General features: G+C 72.5%; 17 protein-coding genes. 10 read left to right on the plus strand and 7 right to left on the minus strand.

Annotation, left to right across the window (positions count from 1 at the left end):
• Positions 1 to 41: 41 nt before the first annotated feature.
• The gene (locus E3N83_RS08885; RefSeq protein ID WP_151082927.1) at positions 42 to 2,168 is read right to left on the minus strand and encodes a DEAD/DEAH box helicase; all 2,127 of its coding nucleotides are present in this window, start codon (positions 2,166 to 2,168) and stop codon (positions 42 to 44) included.
• A 412-nt stretch (positions 2,169 to 2,580) separates the two neighbouring features.
• Here E3N83_RS08885 and E3N83_RS08890 point away from each other — a divergent pair, with 412 nt between their 5' ends.
• Positions 2,581 to 5,775 (plus strand): MDR family MFS transporter/patatin-like phospholipase family protein, encoded by a 3,195-nt coding sequence (locus E3N83_RS08890; protein ID WP_191908024.1) that lies wholly within the window; start codon positions 2,581 to 2,583, stop codon positions 5,773 to 5,775.
• Here E3N83_RS08890 and E3N83_RS08895 read toward each other — a convergent pair.
• Positions 5,772 to 6,605 (minus strand): MBL fold metallo-hydrolase, encoded by an 834-nt coding sequence (locus tag E3N83_RS08895; protein ID WP_151082929.1) that lies wholly within the window; start codon positions 6,603 to 6,605, stop codon positions 5,772 to 5,774. The two genes, E3N83_RS08890 and E3N83_RS08895, sit on opposite strands and share 4 nt — an antisense overlap.
• 120 nt (positions 6,606 to 6,725) lie before the next feature.
• Between E3N83_RS08895 and E3N83_RS19525 the strand changes: the two genes are divergently transcribed.
• The gene (locus tag E3N83_RS19525; RefSeq protein ID WP_191908025.1) at positions 6,726 to 7,190 is read left to right on the plus strand and encodes a GNAT family N-acetyltransferase; all 465 of its coding nucleotides are present in this window, start codon (positions 6,726 to 6,728) and stop codon (positions 7,188 to 7,190) included.
• A 37-nt stretch (positions 7,191 to 7,227) separates the two neighbouring features.
• On the opposite strand, the gene E3N83_RS08905 is transcribed toward E3N83_RS19525, so the two are convergent.
• Positions 7,228 to 8,589, minus strand: a complete 1,362-nt coding sequence (locus E3N83_RS08905; RefSeq protein ID WP_202879361.1) for an aminotransferase-like domain-containing protein — start codon at positions 8,587 to 8,589, stop codon at positions 7,228 to 7,230.
• 58 nt (positions 8,590 to 8,647) lie between these two features.
• Here E3N83_RS08905 and E3N83_RS08910 point away from each other — a divergent pair, with 58 nt between their 5' ends.
• Genes E3N83_RS08910 through E3N83_RS08920 form a run of 3 tightly spaced genes read left to right on the plus strand, consistent with a single transcriptional unit; the run spans position 8,648 to position 12,730 of the window.
• A complete protein-coding gene (locus tag E3N83_RS08910) occupies positions 8,648 to 10,138 on the plus strand; it encodes a CoA-acylating methylmalonate-semialdehyde dehydrogenase (protein ID WP_151082931.1) in 1,491 nt (496 codons plus the stop codon).
• A complete protein-coding gene (locus E3N83_RS08915) occupies positions 10,138 to 11,520 on the plus strand; it encodes an aspartate aminotransferase family protein (protein WP_151082932.1) in 1,383 nt (460 codons plus the stop codon). Before E3N83_RS08910 ends, E3N83_RS08915 begins: the two co-directional genes overlap by 1 nt.
• Positions 11,521 to 11,533: 13 nt before the next feature.
• Positions 11,534 to 12,730: an AGE family epimerase/isomerase gene (locus E3N83_RS08920; protein WP_151082933.1), complete on the plus strand. Its 1,197-nt coding sequence runs from the start codon at positions 11,534 to 11,536 to the stop codon at positions 12,728 to 12,730.
• On the opposite strand, the gene E3N83_RS08925 is transcribed toward E3N83_RS08920, so the two are convergent.
• The 4 genes from E3N83_RS08925 to E3N83_RS08940 form a co-directional block, all read right to left on the minus strand.
• A complete protein-coding gene (locus tag E3N83_RS08925) occupies positions 12,727 to 14,157 on the minus strand; it encodes a UDP-N-acetyl glucosamine 2-epimerase (protein ID WP_151082934.1) in 1,431 nt (476 codons plus the stop codon). The genes E3N83_RS08920 and E3N83_RS08925 overlap by 4 nt on opposite strands.
• Positions 14,154 to 15,248 carry a sugar phosphate nucleotidyltransferase gene (locus E3N83_RS08930; protein WP_191908026.1) on the minus strand — a complete coding sequence of 365 codons (1,095 nt, stop codon included), beginning with the start codon at positions 15,246 to 15,248 and terminating at the stop codon, positions 14,154 to 14,156. The genes E3N83_RS08925 and E3N83_RS08930 overlap by 4 nt, the downstream gene beginning before the upstream one ends.
• Positions 15,245 to 16,027 (minus strand): HAD family hydrolase, encoded by a 783-nt coding sequence (locus E3N83_RS08935; protein WP_151082936.1) that lies wholly within the window; start codon positions 16,025 to 16,027, stop codon positions 15,245 to 15,247. The genes E3N83_RS08930 and E3N83_RS08935 overlap by 4 nt, the downstream gene beginning before the upstream one ends.
• A 273-nt stretch (positions 16,028 to 16,300) precedes the next feature.
• Positions 16,301 to 16,726: an Hsp20/alpha crystallin family protein gene (locus E3N83_RS08940; RefSeq protein ID WP_151082937.1), complete on the minus strand. Its 426-nt coding sequence runs from the start codon at positions 16,724 to 16,726 to the stop codon at positions 16,301 to 16,303.
• A 127-nt stretch (positions 16,727 to 16,853) separates the two neighbouring features.
• Here E3N83_RS08940 and E3N83_RS08945 point away from each other — a divergent pair, with 127 nt between their 5' ends.
• The 5 genes from E3N83_RS08945 to E3N83_RS08965 all read left to right on the plus strand — a co-directional run bounded on the left by E3N83_RS08945 (position 16,854) and on the right by E3N83_RS08965 (position 22,323).
• Entirely contained in the window at positions 16,854 to 17,150 is a 297-nt protein-coding gene (locus tag E3N83_RS08945) for a MerR family transcriptional regulator (protein ID WP_151082938.1), read from the plus strand.
• Between the two features lie 100 nt (positions 17,151 to 17,250).
• A complete protein-coding gene (locus E3N83_RS08950; RefSeq protein WP_151082939.1) occupies positions 17,251 to 17,709 on the plus strand; it encodes an NAD(P)H-dependent oxidoreductase subunit E in 459 nt (152 codons plus the stop codon).
• Positions 17,706 to 19,232, plus strand: a complete 1,527-nt coding sequence (locus E3N83_RS08955) for an NADH-ubiquinone oxidoreductase-F iron-sulfur binding region domain-containing protein (protein ID WP_151082940.1) — start codon at positions 17,706 to 17,708, stop codon at positions 19,230 to 19,232. Before E3N83_RS08950 ends, E3N83_RS08955 begins: the two co-directional genes overlap by 4 nt.
• Complete coding sequence (fdhF, locus tag E3N83_RS08960) at positions 19,229 to 22,078, plus strand: formate dehydrogenase subunit alpha (RefSeq protein WP_151082941.1); 2,850 nt, start codon at positions 19,229 to 19,231, stop codon at positions 22,076 to 22,078. The genes E3N83_RS08955 and fdhF overlap by 4 nt, the downstream gene beginning before the upstream one ends.
• The gene (locus E3N83_RS08965; protein WP_191908027.1) at positions 22,075 to 22,323 is read left to right on the plus strand and encodes a formate dehydrogenase subunit delta; all 249 of its coding nucleotides are present in this window, start codon (positions 22,075 to 22,077) and stop codon (positions 22,321 to 22,323) included. Before fdhF ends, E3N83_RS08965 begins: the two co-directional genes overlap by 4 nt.
• Positions 22,324 to 22,328 lie beyond the last annotated feature (5 nt).

A 22,328-nucleotide genomic window follows, 5' to 3' on the forward strand; every position in this document is an offset into this window, starting at 1 on the left:
CGCACCTTCACACGCCGGTCGAGATGCCGGTCGACCGGAGGTCAGGCCGACAGCGCCTCGGTGAGGAGCGCGACCAGCGCCTCGAGCTGGAGGTCCGCCGACGACGAGACGTCCTCGTCCGAGCCGTCCAGCGCCCGGGCCGCGAGCCCGGCCTTCAGGTCGATCAGCTCGGCGATCTTGGTGTCCAGGGTCTGGGTGGCGATGATCCGCCACGCGGTCACCGGCTCGGCCTGGCCGATCCGGTGCACCCGGTCGATCGCCTGCGTCTGCTCGGCATCGGTCCACGACAGCTCGGCGAGCACCAGGTTGGAGGCGACCTGGAGGTTGATCCCGACGCCGGCCGCGGTCAGCGAGCAGACCACGACCGAGACCTCGGGGTCGTTGACGAACGAGTCGATCTGCTTGGTCCGCTGCGGCGTCGTCTGGTCACCGCGGATCGAGGCGTACCGGATCCCGCGCTTGGCGAAGGTCTCCTCGGCGATGTCCATGACGTCGACGTGCTTGGCGAAGAAGACCACCTTGCCCACGTTGCGGGCCAGCTGGGCGGCGTAGTCGGCGGCCATCGCGGCCTTGGCCTGGCCGATCCTGCGCATCATCCCGAACACGTTCTCGCCGGTCGCGGTGGTCGTGTCCTCGCGCTCCCAGGTAGCCACGCGCCGGACCAGCTCGTGGTCGATGCCGTCGACGACGGCCCCGGACCTGCGGGTCGCCAGGGCGCTCTCGTAGCGCGCCACGAGGCGAGCCGCCAGGTCGGCCTCGGCCTTGCGGATCGAGCGACCCTCCTCGTCGTCGAGCTCGACGGGGAGGTCGGCGATCCGACGTGCCGGGATGTCGGCGGCGACGTCGGCCTTGCGGCGGCGCACGATGCCGGCGTCGATCACGCACTGACGGGCGGCCGCGTAGAAGCCGAAGTCCGCCGGGGTCAGCCCGGTCTCCTCCAGCGACTCCATGAGCCTGCCCAGCGGCTTGGTGTCGTCGATCCAGCCCAGGAACTGCCAGATCGCCCGGAAGTCCTCGATGTCGTTGATCAGCGGGGTGCCGGTCAGGGCCATCAGCAGCGGCCGCCCGGCCCGGGCCCGGATGCGCTGGGAGAGCTCCAGCACGTGCTGCGAGCGCTGGGAGGACTTGTTCTTGATGAAGTGTGCCTCGTCGACCACCATCCCGCGGAAGCCGAAGTCGGCCAGCCAGCCCACGTGCCGGTCGAGGATCTCGTAGTTGACGACCACGATCTCGGCGAAGCCGTCCACCGAGTGGCCGTTGCCGTGGATCACGGTGACCGGCCGCTGCGGCGTCCACAACCCGGCCTCGCGGGCCCAGTTGGTCTTGACCACGTTGGGCACCACGACCAGCAACGGGTAGGACTTGGTGGCCTCGGCCGCGAGCAGCGCCTGAGCGGTCTTGCCCAGCCCGGGCTCGTCGGCGAGCAGGAAGCTGCGGTGGCCGGCCGCGGCGGCCGCGACCATCTCGGCCTGGTGGGGCATCAGCGTCATCCCGCCGGGCGCGTCCAGCGAGGCCGGCTCGGGCAGGGCCATGCACGACGGCGCACCACTCCCGGCGTACTCGAACGACCGGAAGAGAGGGCCGAGCAGCTCCCAGCCGGCGAGCCGGCGCGGTCGGGCGGTGCGCTCGCGCGCGGCCTCGTAGTCCGGCGGCAGGAACGGGTTGGCCAGCTGCCGCGAGATCACCGACTGGGGTACGACGCGACGCTCGGTGCCGGGCACCTCGAGCGGAGCCTCGGGCAGCTCGAGCTCCTCGGGCGGCGCCGCCATCCCGGCCTGCGCCAGCATCTCGCGGCGCAGGGACTGGGCGGAGTCCGAGACGTTGGCGTCCTCGGCCAGGAGGGCCAGCAGCGAGGTGTCCCGGGCCGCGGTCTGCGCGAGGATCGTGGCGACCCCGTCCAGGCGCTTGAGCTCACCGGCGCGCACCGACTCCGAGGTGCTCGTGTCGGCGTTCACCCGGGCCCGCTCCTCGCGGACCAGCAGCGCCACCACCTGGAACTTGGTCCGGACCGACACCGCCGCCCCCCGCTGGACCGCCGTCTCGACCTCGCGCACCGCGCGGGCGAGCACGGGCAGCAGGCCCTCGTTGTCGCGACGACGCGCGGCGGGGCGCTGGTTGCGCGAGTTCGGCCGACGCGTCCCGGACCGACGCGGAGCTTGACGAGCCAAGAACTACTCCTGTGCGCTTGATCGGGCCGGCGCCGGTGCCGGAGGGGATCTCCGGTGCGGAGCCACGTGGCCCGAGCGACCCCCGACCGATCTGGGCGTCGCACGTGTGGCCGAACGCCTGGGCGGCGTCACGGCGAGCCCGGGACCTGCGAGAGATCCGTCCGCCGCGACGCCCAGCGGATCGAGCGTGACGCGGCGGGAGACGTCAAGAGAAGACGACGTCCTCGGGCACACCCATGATACGCGACGTGCCTCCCGGATGTGGGATCCGCCCCCGATCCGGACGAGTCGACGCCTGCGGGCCGTGCCCATGGTCAGACCATTGCGGGATGCCCTCCGTCAGGCCAGACTGCGGGAGCGGCGTGGGGCCGCCCGAGTGAGGTGGCGAGTGGCGAAGACCCAGAGTGCGCGCGTGCCGGCTTCCCGGGTTCTTCTGGTTTCTGCCTTCGGCGCCTTCCTGGCGTTCCTCGACGCCACCATCGTCAACGTCGCGTTCCCGTCGATCCGCGACTCGTTCCAGGGGACCTCGATCGGCTCCCTGTCCTGGGTCCTGAACGCCTACAACATCGTCTTCGCGGCGTTCCTGATCGTCTGCGGCCGGCTCACCGACCTGCTCGGACGGCGCCGGGCCTTCATCGCGGGCGTCGTGGTCTTCACCGTGGCCTCGGCCCTGTGCGGCGCGGCGCCCACGGTGTCGCTGCTCGTGGCGGCGCGGGTGCTGCAGGCACTGGGTGCCGCCCTCCTGGTCCCGGCCTCGCTGGCCCTGGTCGTCGAGGCCTTCCCGGAGGAGCGCCGGGCGCACGCCATCGGGCTGTGGGGTGCCACGGCGGCCGTGGCCGCCGGCCTCGGCCCGCCGCTCGGCGGCGCCCTGGTGCAGCTCGGCGGCTGGCGCTGGGCCTTCCTGGTCAACCTCCCGTTCGGGGTGGCCGCCATCTGGGCCGCCCGCAGCAGCCTCGTGGAGAGCCGCGCACCGGGACGACGTCGGCTGCCCGACCTGCGGGGGGCGGCCCTGCTCGCGCTCTGCCTGGGGGTGCTCAACCTCGGCATCGTCAAGGGCGGCGACTGGGGCTGGGCCAGTCCCACCGTGGTCGGCTCGTTCGCCGCCACCGCGGTGCTGCTCGGCCTGTTCGTGCTGAGCTCGCGCGCCCACCGCTCCCCGCTCCTCGACCCCGCCCTGCTCCGGATCCCGTCGTTCAGCATCGCTTCCCTCGCCACCGTGCTGGCCGGTCTCGGCTTCTACGCCTACCTGCTGACCAACATCCTGTGGCTGCAGTACGTCTGGCACTACGGCGTGCTCCGAGCGGGCCTCGCCCTGGTGCCCGGCGCGCTGATGGCGGCCGTGGTCGCGGCCAGGCTCGGGCCCTTGGCCGACAAGCACGGCTACCGTGTCTTCGTCGTACCCGGCGCCGTGGTCTGGGCCGGTGCCTACGTCTGGTACCACCAGCAGGTCGGGCTGGTGCCTGCCTTCTGGACCGAGTGGTTCCCCGGCCAGATCATCAGCGGCATCGGCGTCGGCGCGACCCTGCCGCTGCTGGGCAGCGCCGCCCTGGCGGCGGTCCCCGGCGGGCGCTATGCCACGGCCTCGGCCGTGGTCTCCAGTGCCCGCCAGCTCGGTGGCGTGCTCGGCATCGCGATCCTGGTGGTGATCCTCGGCAACCCGACGCCGGCCACCGCCGTGACCGCCTTCCACCACGGCTGGGTGCTGTCGATCTGCGCGTTCCTCGCGGTCGCCGTGGTCTCGCTCCCCCTCGGGAAGCTCGGTCGCGTCGACGAGCCCGCCTCCAGCGACGACGAACGACCGGCCAGCGTGCACGCCCCGCTGCCCGTCGCCGGAGGACCCGTGCGGGCGCTCGCGTCCGCGTCGGACTCCACCGACCTGTCCGACGTACCTCTGCTGGCTGCACTCCCGCCGGACGCCCGTGGCCGCCTCGAGGAGGCGGCCCGGCTGGTGCCCGTCCCGGCCGGGACCTGGCTCATGGAGACCGGCGACCCGGCCGGCTCCGCCTATGTCGTACGACGTGGGCGGCTGGAGGTGGCGGTCGACGGCCGGCTGGTCCGGGAGCTGGGCCCGGGCGAGGTGCTCGGCGAGCTGGCCCTGCTGACCGGCGAGCCCCGGTCGGCGAGCGTGCGGGCGCGTCGGGACTCGACGGTGCTGGAGGTGCCGCGCGCGGCGTTCGACGACCTGCTGGCCACCGACCCCACCGCGTCGCGCACGGTGCTGACCCAGGTCGCCCAGCGGCTCCGGACCGCCGGCGGCCCCAAGCAGCGGGTGCGGCCGGCCCAACCCGTCGTGATCGCGGTCGTCGGGCTCCACGCCGGAGCCGGGGCGGCCGAGGTGGCCGAGGCAGTCCGGCAGCGGCTGGCGGTCCACCACCGCGTCAGCGCGCCGGGGGTCGTCGGTGCCGAGGGACTCGACCGGGCCGAACGTGACCACGACCGGGTCCTGCTGGTCGCCGCGTACGACCGGGACGACGACGCCACGGACGGTCCCGGCTGGCGCGACTTCTGCCTGCGCCAGGCCGACGCCGTCGTCCTCGTGGCACGCAGCAACGAGCCACCGCCCACCGCACCCCTGACGCCCGCGCCGCTGCGGCAGCCCGACGTCGTGCTCCACGGCCCCGCGCCGTCCCCCACCGACCTGGCGGCCTGGGCCGCGGCCACCGACGCCTGGCAGCTCACCGTCGCGGACGAGCACGACCTGGCCGCCGGCCTCCGGCCGCTGGCCGACCGGCTGGCGGGCCGCTCGCTCGGACTGGTGCTGGCCGGCGGTGGCGCCCGGGCCTTCGCCCACGTCGGCGTGCTCCGCGAGCTCGAGGACAGTGGCCTTCATATCGACCGGGTCGCCGGCAGCAGTGTCGGCGCGATCATCGCCGCCCTGCACGCCGGGGGTCGCGACGGTGATGCGCTGGAGGAGACCTGCTACGCGGAGTTCGTCAGGCGCAAGCCCTTCTCCGACTGGGGCCTCCCCACCGCGTCGCTGGCCCGGGGCAGGCGCATGCACGACGCGGTGGTCCGCAACTTCGGTGAGTCGGTGATCGAGGGACTGCCCCGCCAGCTGCACATCGCCAGCACCGACCTCGTGACCCGGACCCGCCAGGTGCACCGGCGGGGCGCGGTGGGTCGCGCGATGACGGCCTCGGCGCGGCTGCCGGTGCTGTTCGCCCCGATCCCCGACGACAGCGGCCGCCTCCTCATCGACGGCGGGGTCCTCGACAACCTGCCGGTCGACCTGCTGACCGAGCGGGACGAGGGCCCGGTCGTGGCGGTCAACATCGCGATGGGCGGTGGGGGTGGCGGCGGCCCCAGGTCCGGGCGCCCGCGGGTCCCGGCGCTGGGCGAGACGTTGCTGCGCACGATGATGATCGGCAGCGGCGGTGCGGTCGCCGCTGCCCGCGCCGAGGGCGCCTGGGTGCTCACGCCGCCGACGCTCGGTGTGGGGCTGCTCGAGTTCCACCAGCTCGACCGCATGGTGTCGGCCGGTCGGACCGCGGCCCGGCTGCTCCTCGAGCAGGCCGGTGCCGACCTGGGGTCACCGGACGTCGTCCCCCTCGAGCAGGCGACCGAGCCGGAGCCACCGCACCAGGCGAGCGAGCTGGCGCCGGCCTAGCGCTCCCGGCGTACGACGTCGATGGTCATGCCCTCCTGGGCGACGACGATGTCCACCGAGGGGTCGAGGGTCGGTGCCCAGGCCGCGATCTTGTCCAGCTCGACGTCGGTGCGTGCCGGTGAGTGGTGGAAGAGCACCACCGTGCCCGCGTCGCAGTCGCGCCCGAGCTTCACGGAGTCCTCCACCGTGGCGTGTCCGTAGTCGACGGCCACCGGGCGCTCGCCCTCGAGGAACTGCGCGTCGTGGACGAGCACGTCGACGCCGGACAGCATCGCGGCCAGCTCGTCCGACATCCCGGCCTCGGGCGCGTGGTCGGGCAGGTACGCCAGCGAGCCGCGCTCGTCCTCGACGCGCAGGCCGAAGGTGCGGCCGCCCTTGTGCTCGATGTCGACGGCGGTGACCGAGAAGCCCTGCACCTGGTGGCTGCCACCCGCCAGGGCGTGGAAGGCCCAGGTGCCGTGCAGGCCCTCCGGCGGGATCGGGAACGACGGCGGGGCGAAGGCCAGGGCGAGCAGGTCGCGGCCGGAGCGGCCGTCCTGCTCCGGGACGTAGAGGTCGACGCGGGACGCCTCACGGTCACCGGCGCCGAAGAAGGGCAGCCCCATCATGTGGTCCCAGTGCAGGTGGCTGAGCACGATCGAGCCCTCGAAGGCCTGCCCGCCGAGCAGGCCGGTCAGCGACCGGAGCCCGGTGCCGGCGTCCAGCACGAGCGTGGGGCGGTCTCCGCCCTCGGGCGTGATCGCCACGCACGACGTGTGCCCGCCGTACCTCACGAAGTCCGGCCCGGGGGCAGGCGTGGAACCGCGGACACCGAGCAGCTGGATCCTCACCGGGCGTTCACGCGGCGCAGCGTAGCAGCGGGGAACGCGCCCGTTGTGTCATCGACCCGTCACATCCACGCAGTCCGAAAATCCGGTGCGCGACCCGCTCGCCACCGTCACGATGCGGTGGTGACGATCGAGCTGTACGCCGGACCCCGCACGGACCTCGTGTGGTCCTTCCGCGAGGCGGAGGACTCCGAGAGCCTGCTCGCCAGCTACCTCGACGAGGGCCTGGTCTGGGTCGCCCGCAACCGCGCCGGCGAGGTGATCGGTCACCTCCAGGCGGTCCCGCGCGACGACGGGACGGCCTGGGAGGTCACCAACACCGCGGTCGTCGAGAGTGCGCGCGGTGAGGGCGTCGGGCGCCGCCTGCTCGACCGGGCTGTGGCGGCCGCGAAGGAGGCCGGGGCTGCACGGGTGGTGCTGGCGACCGGCGCACAGGACACCGGCAACGTGCGCTTCTACCGGCGCTGCGGTTTCCGGATCACCCACACCGTGCGCGACTACTTCGTCCCGGCCAACGGCTACCCCGACGAGATCGTGGTCGACGGCATCCCGCTGCGCGACCAGGTGTGGTTCGAGCGCGTGCTCTGAGCACCGAGCTCGCGAAGCGCGCGCGCGAGCGAGCCGCTCAGCGGGCGCCGGTTCCCCAGCCGCCGGTCCGGGCGGCGGCCGCCACCTCGTCGGCCACCTCGTCCAGACCGTGGTCGACGAGCCCGACCGTCACCCGGATGTGCCCCGGACCGCCGGGCAGCACGGTGAACGGCGAGCCCGGCGCGACGCCGATGCCGCGCGAGGCGAGGCGCACGAGGGCGGCGGACTCGTCGTACACCGGCACCCAGAGGTTCAGGCCGTCGTCGCCGCCGACCTCGACCCCGCGAGCCGACAGCGCGGCGACGAAGGCCCCGCGGCGGCGGGCGTACTCGTCACGGGCGTGCGCCACCTCTGCCACGCTCCGCTCGTCGGTGAGCAGGTCGAGCAGGACCCGTTGGAGCAGGCGGCTGCTCCAGCCCTGGCCGAGCTGGCGCAGGTGGCGGACGTCGCCCATCAGCGCCTCCGGGCCGCTCATCGCGGCCAGGCGGAGGTCCGGGCCGTGCGACTTGGAGAAGCTGCGCACGTGCACGGTCTGCTCGGGCAGCCAGGTGCCCAGACTGACCTCGGGGCTGGTCGAGATGGCGCTGGCGGAGTCGTCCTCGACCACCACCGTCTCCGAGCCTTCGAGCAGGCCGGCCAGCAGGCCGGCCCGGGCCGCGGACAGCGAGATGCCGGTGGGGTTCTGGCCACGCGGCTGCAGGAACACCGCCCGGACCGGACCGACCAGGGCCTCGGTGAACGCGGCGGGGGCCGGGCCCTCGGCATCCAGGGGTACGCCGACCACGTCCACGCCGGCCGCCTCGAGCAGGTCGAGCACCGGCGGGAACGACGGGTGCTCGACCACGACCCGGTCGCCGTACCGGAGCAGGGTGCGGATGACGAGCTCCATGGCGTCCAGCGCGCCGTCCACGACGGTGAGGGCCGGCGGTCGGTAGGGCCAGCTCGCGAGCAGCACCGCGGCCAGCTCCGGCAGCACCGGGTCGTCGAGGTAGCTGTGCGGGGTGCCGGCGGTGGTCACCGCGCCCAGCGCCCGGGTCAGCCCGGGCAGCAGCCGCTCGTCCGGGATCCCGGTGGACAGGTCGAGCCGGAAGCCGGCCTGCGGCTCCACCGCCTGCCGGTAGCGCCCCTCGCGCGGAGCCGAGACGTCGGCGACCACCGTGCCCCGCCGACCCTCGGTGCGCAGCGTCCCGGCCCGGGTGAGCAGACCCCAGGCGGCGCTGACCGTCGTCGGCGAGAGGGTCAGCTCGTGGGCGAGCGCCCGGATCGGCGGCAGCCGGTCGTCGGGGGCCAGCACGCCGTCCCGGATCGCCCGGCTGACCGCGCCGGCCAGGCCCTTGGCGGTGGGCTCGTCGAGCCGACGCTCGATCTCGGAGATCACGGCGCGAGATGTGGTCGGCACCTTTGTAACATAGCAAACAGCGCGTTGTCAGCACTGGAACTGGTACTACCGTGGTGCCATGACCACACGCATCCCCCACTGGATCGACGGCCGCGAGACCGAGGGCACCTCCGGGCGCACCTCGCCGGTGTTCAACCCGGCCACCGGCGTCGAGACCGCCCGCGTCGACCTGGCCTCGGCCGACGAGGTGGGCGACGCCGTCGCCAGCGCCAAGGCCGCGGCCGCCGAGTGGCGCCATGCGTCGCTGTCGAAGCGCTCGGGCGTGCTCTTCGCCTTCCGTCACCTGCTCCACGAGCACGCGGACGAGCTCGCCGCCATCATCACCGCCGAGCACGGCAAGGTGCACGGTGACGCGCTCGGCGAGATCGCGCGCGGGCTGGAGAACGTCGAGTTCGCGGCGGGCGTGCCCCAGCTGATGAAGGGCGGCTTCTCCGAGCAGGCCGGCACCGACGTCGACGTCTACAGCATCCGGCAGCCGCTCGGTGTGGTCGCCGGCATCACGCCGTTCAACTTCCCGGCCATGGTGCCGCTGTGGATGTGCGCCAACGCGATCGCCTGCGGCAACGCGTTCATCCTCAAGCCCAGCGAGAAGGACCCCTCCGCCGGTCTGTTCCTGGCCCGGCTCTGGCAGCAGGCCGGTCTGCCCGACGGGGTCTTCACCGTGCTCCAGGGCGACAAGGAGGCCGTCGAGGGGCTGCTGACCCACCCCGACGTCGCCGCGATCAGCTTCGTCGGCTCCACGCCCATCGCCCAGTCGATCTACGAGACCGGCACCGCCCACGGCAAGCGGGTGCAGGCTCTCGGTGGCGCCAAGAACCACGCGCTGGTCCTGCCCGACGCCGACCTCGACGTGGCCGCCGACGCCCTGGTCTCCGCGGCGTACGGCGCGGCCGGTGAGCGCTGCATGGCACTGTCGGTCGCAGTGGCGGTCGGCGACGTGGCCGAGCCCCTCGTCGACGCCCTCGCGGTCCGCCTGCCCAAGCTGGTGATCGGCGACGGCGCCCAGGCCGGCACCGACATGGGGCCGCTGATCACCCGCGAGCACCGCGACCGGGTCGCCTCCTACGTCGACGCCGGCGAGGCCGCCGGCGCCACCGTGGTCGTCGACGGCCGGGCCTCCGAGGTGCCCGACGAGGGCTTCTTCCTCGGCGCGACCCTGCTCGACCACGTCACCTCGGAGATGACCGTCTACCGCGACGAGATCTTCGGCCCGGTCCTCGGGGTGGTGCGGGTCGAGACCTACGACGAGGGGCTGGCACTGATCAACAGCAACCAGTTCGCCAACGGCACCGCCATCTTCACCCGCGACGGGGGCGCCGCACGCCGGTTCCAGTACGACGTGGAGGTCGGCATGGTCGGCATCAACGTGCCGATCCCGGTGCCGGTCGCCTACTACTCCTTCGGCGGCTGGAAGGACTCCCTCTTCGGCGACACCCACATGTACGGCCCCGAGGGCATCAACTTCTACACCCGCGGCAAGGTGGTCACGTCGCGGTGGCCCGACCCGGCCTCGTCCAGCGTCGACCTCGGCTTCCCGCGGACCCGCTGATGAGCGCGCCGACGATCGACCCGACCACCTCCAGCCTGCTCCCGTCGTACGACGACGAGACCACCCGCCGCCTCGACCGGGCCCACGTGTTCCACTCGTGGTCGGCCCAGGCGCTGATCGACCCGATGCCGATCGCCCGCGCCGAGGGCAGCTGCTTCTGGGACGCCGAGGGCAAGCGATACCTCGACTTCTCCTCCCAGCTGGTCAACGTCAACCTCGGCTACCAGCACCCGGCCGTGATCGAGGCGATCCGCGAGCAGGCCGGGCGCTTGGTCACGGTGGCTCCCAGCTTCGCCAACGACACCCGTTCGGAGGCCGCCCGGCTGATCGCCGAGGTGGCGCCCGCCGGCCTGGACCGGGTGTTCTTCACCAACGGCGGCGCCGACGCGAACGAGAACGCCGTCCGGATGGCCCGCCTGCACACCGGCCGCGGCAAGGTGCTGGCGACCTACCGCAGCTACCACGGCGCGACCACCGGAGCGATCGCGCTGACCGGCGACCCCCGGCGCTGGGCCTCGGAGCCGGCGATGCCGGGCGTCGTGCACTTCTGGGGCCCCTACCCCTACCGCTCCGCCTTCCACGCCGCCGACGAGGCCGAGGAGTGTGCCCGCGCGCTGGAGCACCTGCGCGACACGATCATGGTCGAGGGACCAGCCACGATCGCCGCGATCCTGCTGGAGACCGTGGTCGGCACCAACGGGATCCTGGTCCCGCCCGACGGCTACCTGGCCGGCGTCCGCGAGCTGTGCGACGAGCACGGCATCCTGCTGATCGCCGACGAGGTGATGGCCGGCTTCGCCCGCTGCGGCGAGTGGTTCGCCGTCGACCGCTGGGACGTCGTCCCCGACCTGATCACCTTCGCCAAGGGCGTGAACTCCGGCTACGTCCCGCTCGGCGGGGTGCTGATCTCCGACCCCGTCGCCGAGACCTTCGACGAGCGGCCCTACCCCGGCGGGCTGACCTACTCCGGCCACCCGCTGGCCTGCGCGTCCGCGGTCGCGTCGATCACCATGATGCGCGAGGAGAAGGTGATCGACTATGCCCGCAGCCTCGGGACCGACGTCATCGGCCCGCAGCTGCGGGCCCTGGCCGAGCGCCACCCGTCGGTCGGTGAGGTCCGCGGCCTCGGTGTCTTCTGGGCACTGGAGTTGGTACGCGACCGCGACACCCGCGAGCCCCTGGTGCCCTACAACGCGTCGGGCCCCGCGGCCGCACCGATGAACGAGCTGGCTGCCGCCTGCAAGCAGCGCGGGCTGTGGCCGTTCGTACACTTCAACCGGCTGCACGTCGTACCCCCGTGTACGACGTCCGCCGACGAGATCCGCGAGGGCATCGCGATCCTCGACGAGGCACTCGAGGTGGCCGACCGGCACTGCGGCTGAGCAGGGGCGGGACATGAGACCTGGGGACGACGACTGGCTCGCGGCCGAGCTCGACCGGCTCCTGTCGTTCGGGACGTCGGCGCGGCCGGGCGAGTGGCTGGACGACGACGGCCGCGGAGAGCCCGCTCGACCCCGTGAGACATGGCTGGCCGCCCGTTCCCTGCACGTGCGCAGCCTCGGCGTGCTCGCCGGCGTCCCGGGCTCCCGTCCCCTGGCGGAGGCGGCTCTGGCCGCACTGGCCGGGCCGTTCCACGACGCGGAGCACGACGGCTGGCATGCGCGCCTGGCTCCGGACGGGACCCCCGAGGTCATCGACAAGGGCTGCTACGAACACGCCTTCGTCCTGCTCGCGGCCGGAACGGCGGTCCGCGCCGGGCTGCCGGACGCGGCCGCCCTGCGCTCGGCCGCCGAAGCCGTGCTCGAGGAGCGGTTCTGGGACGACGCCGCCGGCATGTGCCTCGACTCCTGGAGCCCCGACTGGTCGACCCCGTCGTCCTACCGCGGGCTGAACGGCAACATGCACGCGGTCGAGGCGATGCTGGCCACCGGCGAGCGGTGGACCACGCGCGCCCACCGCGTGTGCGCCCGGGTGATCGAGACCGCCGGCGCCTTCGAGTGGCGGCTTCCCGAGCACTACGACGAGGACTGGCAGCCCCTGCCCGAGTCGGGTCGCGAACGCCCCGACGACCCCTTCAAGCCCTACGGCGCGACCGTGGGCCACGGCCTGGAGTGGTCACGCCTGCTGCTCGACCTGGAGGCCGCGGAGGGTGAGGCCCGGCTGCCGGCGGAGCTGCTGGCGACCTCCCGAGGGCTCTATGCGACGGCCGTCCGCGACGGCTGGGAGGCCGACGGGCAGCCGGGGTTCGTCTACACCACCGACTGGTCGGGCCGGCCGATCGTGCGGCAGCGGATGCACTGGGTGGTGGCCGAGGCCATCGCCGCCGCCGCCACCCTGCACCGGCGTACCAACGAGAGCTCGTACGACGCGGACTACCACCGCTGGTGGGACTACGCCGACCGCTACGTGCTCGACCACGCGCGCGGCTCCTGGCACCACGAGCTCGACACCACCAACCGGCCGTCGGGGTCGGTCTGGAGCGGGAAGCCCGACCTCTACCACGCGGTCCAGGCCACGCTGATCCCGCGCTTCCCGGTCAACGCCTCCGTCGCCGACGCGGTCCTGGCCGGCCGGAGCGGGGAGCCCGGCTAGGCCAGCCGGTTCTCCGTGCCCGGCCAGTCCGAGTCGGTGCCGGGGAGCCGCATCGCTTCCTCCTCGCTGCGGAAGAGCCCGGTGCCCACCTTGACCCGGCTCAGCACCGCGTCGACCACCCGGGCCGAGCTGCCCGTGCCGTAGAGGAGCTCGCCCTTGAGGTCGTCGCGGTGGGTGACCGCACTGTCGACCACCGCGGCGACGAAGTCGGCGGAGAGCGGCGGCGCGAGCACGTTCCCCCCGGCGAGCAACGACTCGCCGCGGTCGGTGCCGAAGCGCAGGGTGACGCAGGGGATCTGGAGGATGTTGGCCTCCTCCTGGATGCTGCCCGAGTCGGTGACCAGCACCGAGCAGCTGAGGAAGGCCGCGATCACGTCGGCGTACTCGGGCCAGACCTGGGTCACGATCAGCGACTCGGGGTACTCCCGCTCGAGGTCGGCCAGGCGGCCGGTCAGCTCGTAGTGCTCCAGGGCCCATTCGGTGCCGACCAGCGAGACCCACAGGACGTTGTGTCCCAGGGCGAGCAGCTTCTCCATCGCCTCGAAGTAGCACAGGAACCGCTGGCGGTCGTTGGTGTTCTCGCGCCGGTGGATGCAGACCCGGATGAACTGCTTCTGCGCCAGCAGCGGGAAGCGCTCGAAGATCGGGGAGTCCGCCGCCTTGCGCCGGGCCTCCTCCGTGGCGTCCACGACGGTGTTGCCGGTGACCACGATCGAGTCCGCCGGAAAGCCCTCGCCGAGCAGGAAGCGCCGGTCGAGCTCGACCGGTGCGGCGTGGAGGCCGGTGGCTGCGTCGGAGACGCGGGTGTTGAACTGCTCGGGGAACGGCTCCATGCTGCCGAGGGTGTAGTTCTTCTCCTCGCGGTGCCCGGCCAGGTAGGCCGACCAGTCGAAGGCGCCCCGGTTGAAGTCGTCGTAGTGGCCCATGAGGTACTCGCGGCTCAGGGTCATCGTGCGGATGCCGGCCTCGACGTGGACACAGGCGACGCGGTTCATGTACGCCGCCACCCCGACGCCCATGGACGTCGCGGTGTCGCCGTGGATGTAGGGGATCAGCGTGTGGCCGGTCTCCGCGGCGACGGTGAAGACGGCGTTCGCGGCGGTGATCAGGGCCGCGACCCGGGCTCCCAGGGTCAGCCCGTGCTCCATGACCAGGCGGACGTCGACCTGGATGCCGAACTCCTCGAGCATCCCGCCGGAGTACTCGTGCGCCGTGTGCTGACCGCTGTGGAACACCGCGGTCTGGAGGCCGCGGGCGACCAGCTCCTTGTAGAGCGGGTACTGCTTGATGATGTCGGGCTTGGTGCCCATGAAGACCAGGTGCACCGGCTCGTCGACGCTGAACCTGGCGAGGAGCTCGCGCACCTCGCGCTGGTCGACGTCGAACGACTCGGTGTCGCCCTCGGCTGGCCTGACATGCGATTTCACGGATGCTCACGATCCTGTTCGTCGGGGTGGTGGTCGACCCGGTGCTGGAGCTCGGCGACCAGGCCGGGCTGCTGGTCGAAGGTGTCGATCGGGGCGATCAGCACGGTGGAGCCGGAGACAACGACCATCACGCCGTCGAGACCCGCGGTGACCACGGTCATCGTCGTGTCGTTGACCGCCATCATGGAGGTGCTGCCGTGGTCGAGGACCCGCCCGGCGGTCACGACGTCGCTGTCCTGGGCCTCGACCAGCGCACGGTACAGCGACGGCCAGGTGCCCACGTCGTACCACGAGAAGTCGGACTCGACGACGCCGATCGGACAGCCGCCCTCGACCAGCGGGTACAGCTCGTGGCCGGGGCCGCCGGCCCCGGAGTAGTCCGCTGCCGCGCCGGAGACGAGGTAGGCGTCCAACCGGTCGGAGAGCACCGGAGCCGAGGCACGGTAGGCCTCGACGAGGGTCGCGGCGGAGAAGCAGTAGTGGGAGGAGTTCCAGAAGTAGCGGCCGCTGGCGACGAACTCGGCGGCCAGCTCCACCGACGGCTTCTCGTGGAACTCCCGAGCGACTCGGACCCCGGGAACGTCGAGCGCGGGCTCGTCGGCGAGCACGTAGCCGAGCGAGGTGTCCGCGCTGCTGGGCCGGCAGCCGAGGAAGGCAGTCCACGACGGATGCGCCTCGACGAACTCGAAGGCCCGCGTGCTCGCCTCCCGGAACGACGACAGCGGGGAGACCCAGCTGTCGGAGGCCGCGCTGAGCACGACCGCCAGCGGGTCGAGGGCGCGCAGACGCAGGGCGATCAGCAGGAAGGCGGCCGGCTTCCCCTCGGCCTGGGGCTCCACGATCAGCCGGTCCTCGGCCAGGTCGGGCAGGCTGCTGCGCACCTCGTCGGCGTACTGCGCGGTGGTCGAGACGTAGATGTGGTCGCGCGGCACGCAGGCGGCGAGCCGGTCGAACGTCTCGGCGATGATCCGCTGGGCGCCGCCCAGGTCCTGGAACTGCTTGGGGGACCGCTCGGTGCTCAGCGGCCACAGGCGGGTCCCCCGCCCGCCCGCGAGGATCACCGCGTAGCGGTGGCTGCACTCGTCGTTCATCCGGCGGCGCTCCTCGCGAGGACCTTGTCCAGCGAGTCCAGCACGAGCTCGACGGTGAGGTGGGGCGAGACCTCGACCAGGCTGTCGGCGAGGTCGACGACGACGCCGGCCTCCAGCAGCTGGTCCTGCCAGTCCTGGGGGGGTACGTCGTGCCCGGCCTCGGGCGGGCGCCGGAACCACAGGCATCCGAGGTGGGCGTTCACCGCGGAGGCGACGCCGACCGGCGAGTCCTCCACGGCCAGCGCCCGCGCGGCGGGCAGCCCCATCTCGCCAAGAGTGGTCAGGTAGACCGTGGGGTCGGGCTTGCCCACGGGCAGGTCGAAGGCGGAGACCCGCACCGGGAACGCGTCGGCCAGGCCGAGCGCCTCGATCGCGGCGTCGATGAAGGTGAGCGCGGACGAGCTGGCGACGCCCATCGGTACGCCGCGCTCGTGCAGCCCGCGGGCGGTGTCGACGGCCTCCTGGATCACGATCGGGCCGGCCACGAACTCCCTGGTCACGAAGTCGACGGTCTCCTGGACCATGGCCGCGAGATGGTCGTCCCCGACCGGCTCCGGCAGGTCCAGCGACTCGACGATCACCCGCACGGTGTCGGGGACGCGGCCGCCGAGGAAGCGCGACATCTGCGACGGCTGCAGGTCGTGGTCGCCGTAACCGTGCCGGAGCAGGCTCTGCGACAGCCCGATCGAGAAGCCACGCATCCAGAAGGGCTCGGAGTCGACCAGCGTGCCGTCGAGGTCGAAGACCACCCCTCCGGCCGCTACCTCAGCGCTGCCCATCACGGCCGACCGGTGCGGGGTCGACCAGGTGACGTCCGAGCAGGTCTGCCAGGGGCAGCTCCACCGCCTGGCTCCTCATCTGTTCCGGGCGTACAACGACCCGCCCAGGGTACACGTGGGCACCCGGCGGGAACGGGCTGTTCCCCGGGTGGCGTGGGCCGTCTCACGGCCCGCCGTCGGCGTCGAGCGGCACCTGGTGGAGACGCAGCGGCGCATCCCGCCGCGGACCGGTGTGCGTGACTCCGGTCCGACGGCGGATGCGCCGGCCGGCGTTCAGGCCTCGATCGCGGTGCGCTCCTGGGGAGCGGACCCCACCTCGATCTTGCGGGGCTTGGCCCGCTCGGCGACCGGGATGCTCAGGCGCAGCACGCCGTCGCCGTAGTGGGCCTCGATCCGGTCGAGGTCGAGGTTGTCGCCGAGCACCAGCTGGCGACTGAACACGCCGCGGGGGCGCTCGGAGGCGAGCATCTCCCAGTCACCGTTGCGGCCGACCCGCTCGGCTCGCACGGTGAGGACGTTGCGCTCGACGTCGAGGTCGATCGTCTCCCGGGACACCCCCGGCAGGTCGAACTCGATCTGGAAGACGTCACCCTGCCGCCAGGCGTCCATCGGCATCACGGCCGGGCGGTTGGTGGTGCCGAGCACCTGACTGGCGAGACGGTCGAACTCGCGGAACGGGTCGGTGGTGCGCAGCAGCATGGTTCTGCTCCTTTCGACGAGACTCCGAGGTGTAACTGTCGTTACAGGTTTTATATAGCCCGTGATTGAGGTACTGTCAAGCAGCTCCGCAAGCCCTCTGTCTGCGCCGCACCACCGGGAGGTCGAGATGCCGTCATCCGACGAGGGCGTGTTCGCGATCTCGGTCGCTGCCGACCGGGCCGACCTCCCGATCCAGAACCTCCGCGTCTACGAACGCCGCGGGCTGATCGAGCCGGCCCGGACGGCCGGCGGCACGCGGCTGTACAGCGAGGACGACATCGTCGTGCTGCGCCGGATCGGCCAGCTCCTCACCGAGGGCCTCAACCTGGCCGGCATCGGGCGGGTGCTCGCCCTGGAGACCGAGGTCTCCGACCTCAGGCGGCGACTCGCCCGCCGCACGAACGATGAAGGGGACCGCGGCTGAGCCGACCCGGGCGATCCGCTCGGTCGCTGGACCCGCGGTTATGACGTGCGTCACGTCGGCGACACTACGATGGGAACGACCACCACCCCGGAGCTGCCTGATGACGTCCGCGCCCACGACCGACAGGGCCACGCTGGTCCGCGCCATCGCCACCGCGCACCTCGCCGAGCGCGGCGCGCTGCTGCCGGTGCTGCACGAGGTGATGGAGGAGCTGGGCCACATCGAGTCCGACGACGTCGCCACGGTCGCGGACGTGCTCAACCTCTCGGTCGCCGAGGTGCACGGCGTGGTCAGCTTCTATCCCGACTTCCGCACCGACCCGCCGTCGGCCCATCGGGTGGTGCTCTGCCGCGGCGAGGCCTGCCAGTCGGTCGGTGCCGAGGAGCTGTACGCCGAGACGACCGCCCGGGCGGCCGACCTCGGCCCCGGGGTCGAGGTCGGTGAGGTCTTCTGCCTGGGCAACTGCGTGCTCGGGCCCTCCGGCACGCTCGACGGCCGCCTGCACGGCCGCCTGTCGGCCGGCCGGCTCGACGCCCTCACCGAAGGATGGCGCGCATGACCGCGACGACCCGGGTGTTCGTCCCCGGCGACGCGGCGGCGGTCTCGGTCGGGGCCGACGAGGTGGCCGCAGCCTTCGAGGCCGCCGGTGCGCACGTCGTCCGCAACGGGTCGCGGGGGATGCTGTGGCTCGAGCCCCTGGTCGAGGTCGAGACCGACGCCGGGCGCGTGGGGTTCGGCAACGTGACCCCCGACGACGTGGCAGGAGTTCTCGCCGGCGGGGCAGCCGACATCGGCGTCGTCGACGAGCACCCCTGGCTGACCTCGCAGCGCCGGGTGAGCTTCGCCCGCGTCGGCGTGATCGACCCGGCCTCGATCGCCGACTACGAGGCGCACGGCGGCTGGGCCGGGCTGCGCCGGGCCCTGTCCCTGTCCCCGGCCGAGGTCGTCCAGGAGGTCACCGACTCGGGCCTCCGCGGCCGCGGAGGGGCGGGCTTCCCGGCCGGGATCAAGTGGAAGACGGTGCTCGAGACGGCGGCCGACCAGAAGTACGTCGCCTGCAACGTCGACGAGGGTGACTCCGGGACCTTCGCGGACCGGATGCTGCTCGAGGGCGACCCGTTCACCCTGATCGAGGGGCTGGTGATCGCGGCCCACGCCACCGGGGCGGGCGACGGCTACGTCTACGTGCGCTCGGAGTACCCCCACGCCATCGCCGCCCTACGGCGGGCCGTCGACACGGCGTACACCCACGGCTACCTCGGCCGCGACATCCTGGGCTCCGGGCTCGACTTCGACCTTCACGTCCGGGTCGGAGCCGGTGCCTACATCTGTGGCGAGGAGTCCTCGATGCTCGAGAGCATCGAGGGGCGCCGTGGTGAGGTGCGGGCGAAGCCACCGATCCCCGCGATCCGCGGCCTGTGGGGCTCGCCGACCCTGATCCACAACGTGCTGACCATCTGTGCGGTGCCGATGATCCTGACCAACGGTGGCGCGGCGTACGCCGAGCTCGGCACCGGCCGCTCCCGCGGCACCCAGATCTTCCAGCTCGCCGGCAACGTCAGGCAGGGCGGCATCGTCGAGCTGCCGTTCGGCGTGAGCCTGCGCGAGCTCGTCGAGGGATACGCCGGAGGCACGCGGTCCGGTCGCCCGGCGCGCACCGCCCAGCTCGGCGGGCCGCTCGGCGCCTACGTGCCCGCCTCCGGCTTCGACGTACCCATGGCCTACGAGGCGCTGGCCGAGTCCGGGGCCATGCTCGGGCACGGCGGCGTGGTGGTCTTCGACGACACCGTCGACATGGCCCGGATGGCGCGCTTCGCCATGGAGTTCTGCTCGATCGAGTCGTGCGGCAAGTGCACCCCGTGCCGGATCGGCTCCACCCGCGGTGTGGAGACCATCGACCGGATCATCGCCGCAAGGGAGGCGCAGAGTGACGTCACGGCCGACCTGGTGCTGCTCGACGACCTGTGCGACACCATGACCAAGGGCTCGCTGTGCGCGATGGGCGGGCTGACCCCGATGCCCGTGCAGAGCGCGGTCAGGCACTTCCCCGAGGACTTCGAACGACAGGACGTATCCGTATGAGCTTGCTGGAGCAGCCGAGCATCTGGGACCCCGAGGTCGACTTCGGCACCCCGGCCGTCGTCGCCGACACCTCCGTCACGCTCACCATCGACGGCCGAGAGGTCGCCGTCCCCGCCGGCACGTCGGTGCTGCGCGCGGCGACCGAGGCCGGGGTGGCCATCCCGAAGCTGTGCGCGACCGACTCGCTCAAGGCCTTCGGCTCGTGCCGGATGTGTGTGGTCGAGGTCGACGGGGCCAAGGGCGTACCCGCCTCCTGCACCACCCCGTGCGCCGACGGCATGGTCGTCAGCACCCAGACCGACACCGTCCGCGAGCTCCGTCGCAACGTCATGGAGCTCTACCTCTCCGACCACCCGGAGGACTGCGACGGCTGTGCCCGCGGCAACTGCGAGATCCAGTCGCTGGCCGCCACGGTCGGCTCCGCCGAGGTGCGCTACGGCCGGCCGGAGACCCGCGACCAGGTCGCCCACCCCCAGCCGGTCGACCTCTCCAACCCCTACTTCGCCTTCGACGACTCCTCGTGCATCGTCTGCTCCCGCTGCGTGCGCGCCTGCGCCGACATCCAGGGCACCTTCGCACTCACCGTCGAGGGCCGCGGCTTCGACTCGAAGATCAGCGCGGGGGGCACGGACTTCCTCTCCTCGGAGTGCGTCTCCTGCGGCGCCTGCGTGCAGGCCTGCCCGACGTCGGCGCTGCAGGAGCACTCGATCGTCCAGCTCGGCATGCCGACCCGCTCGGTCGAGACGACCTGCGCCTACTGCGGCGTCGGCTGCTCGTTCCGGGCCGAGGTCCAGGGTGAGGGCGACGACGCGCAGGTCGTGCGGATGGTCCCGTCCAAGGCCGGACGCGCCAACGAGGGACACAGCTGCGTCAAGGGCAGGTTCGCCTACGGCTACGCCTCGCACCGCGACCGCCAGCTCTCGCCGATGGTGCGCGACACGATCGACGACGAGTGGCGCACCGTCTCGTGGGACGAGGCGATCGCCCGGGTGGCCACCGGCTTCCAGGCGCTCCAGGCCGAGCACGGCGTCGGCGCGATCGGCGGCATCTCGTCCAGCCGCTGCACCAACGAGGAGGTGTACGTCGTCCAGAAGATGGTGCGCGCGGCCTTCGGCAACAACAACATCGACACCTGCGCCCGGGTCTGCCACTCCCCTACCGGCTACGGGCTCAAGCAGACCTTCGGCACCTCCGCCGGCACCCAGGACTTCCGCTCGGTGGAGAAGGCCGACGTGATCCTGCTGATCGGCGCCAACCCCACCGACGCCCACCCGGTCTTCGCCTCCCGGATGAAGCGACGGCTGCGCGAGGGCGCCCGGCTGATCGTGGCCGACCCACGGCGGATCGCCCTGGTCCGCAGCCCGCACGTCGAGGCGTCGTACCACCTGCCGGTGCTGCCGGGCTCCAACGTGGCCTTCGTCAACGCGATGGCCCACGTGATCGTCTCCGAGGGTCTCCACGACGAGGAGTTCGTGCGCGAGCGCTGCGAGGACGCCGACGACTACCTCGCCTTCATCGCCGACCCGGCCAACTCCCCCGAGGCGATGGCCGGCGCCACCGGTGTCGACCCCGACCAGCTTCGGGCGGCCGCCCGGGTCTTCGCCACCGCCGGCAACGCCGCGATCTACTACGGGCTCGGCGTCACCGAGCACTCGCAGGGCTCGACGATGGTGATGGGGATGGCCAACCTGGCCATGGTCACCGGCAACATCGGTCGCGAGGGCGTCGGCGTGAACCCGCTGCGCGGCCAGAACAACGTCCAGGGCTCCTGCGACATGGGCTCCTTCCCGCACGAGTTCCCCGGCTACCGCCACGTCTCCGAGGACGCCGTCCGCGGCATCTACGAGGAGCTGTGGGGCCGCACGCTCGACCCCGAGCCGGGCCTGCGGATCCCGAACATGTTCGACTCCGCCCTCGCCGGCACGTTCCGCGGGCTCTACGTCCAGGGTGAGGACATCGCCCAGTCCGACCCCAACACCCAGCACGTCGAGGCGGCGCTGCGGGCGATGGACCTCGTCGTCGTGCAGGACCTCTTCCTCAACGAGACCGCCCGGTTCGCCCACGTCTTCCTGCCCGGTACGTCGTTCCTCGAGAAGGACGGCACCTTCACCAACGCCGAGCGGCGGATCAACCGGGTCCGGCCGGTCTTCGCCTCCAAGGTCGGCATGGACGAGTGGGAGATCACCTGCGCGATCGGCCGGGCGATGGGCTTCGACATGTCGTACGCCGCGGCGTCGGAGATCATGGACGAGATCGCCGCCACCACCCCGACCTTCGCCGGCGTCTCGTTCGCACGCCTCGACGAGGTCGGCTCGATGCAGTGGCCGGTCTTCGACTCCTCCTCCACCGGTACGCCGACGATGCACGTCGGCGAGTTCGTGCGCGGCAAGGGCCGGCTGATCGAGACCGTCTTCGTGCCGACGACCGAGCGGTCCACGCGGAAGTTCCCGCTGATCCTGACCACCGGCCGGATCCTCAGCCAGTACAACGTGGGCGCCCAGACTCGTCGTACGGCCAACAACACCTGGCACCCCGAGGACATCCTCGAGATCCACCCGGCCGACGCCGAGGTGCGCGGGATCTCCACCGGCGACCTGGTCGACCTGTCGAGCCGGGTCGGCTCGACGACGCTGCGCGCCCAGGTCTCGGAGCGGATGCCGGCCGGCGTGGTCTACACCACCTTCCACCACCCGGTGACCGGCGCCAACGTGGTGACGACCGAGAACTCCGACTGGGCCACCAACTGCCCGGAGTACAAGGTCACCGCGGTCCAGGTGGGGGTCGCCAACGCCCGGGGTGACGCGGCGGTGGCGGAGGCCCGCGAGCCCGCCGAGACCCACGCATGAGCTCGTTGGTCACGCCCGAGGCGCGGATGGGCAACGACATCGCGCGCCAGTTCGGCCACCTGCCTGCCGACGAGGCGGCCGACACGATCGCCCGGCACATCGAGACGTTCTGGGACCCCGCCATGCGGCGTACCCTCGAAGGCCTGGCCGCGGCCCACGACGACACCCTCGACCCGCTCGTCGCCGACGCCGCCGGCCGGCTGGCGGCCCACGCCACCCGGTCCGAGCCGGACGCCCAGCCGTAGCTGCC

This window comes from Nocardioides cynanchi, assembly GCF_008761635.1.
GTDB lineage: Bacteria > Actinomycetota > Actinomycetes > Propionibacteriales > Nocardioidaceae > Nocardioides > Nocardioides cynanchi.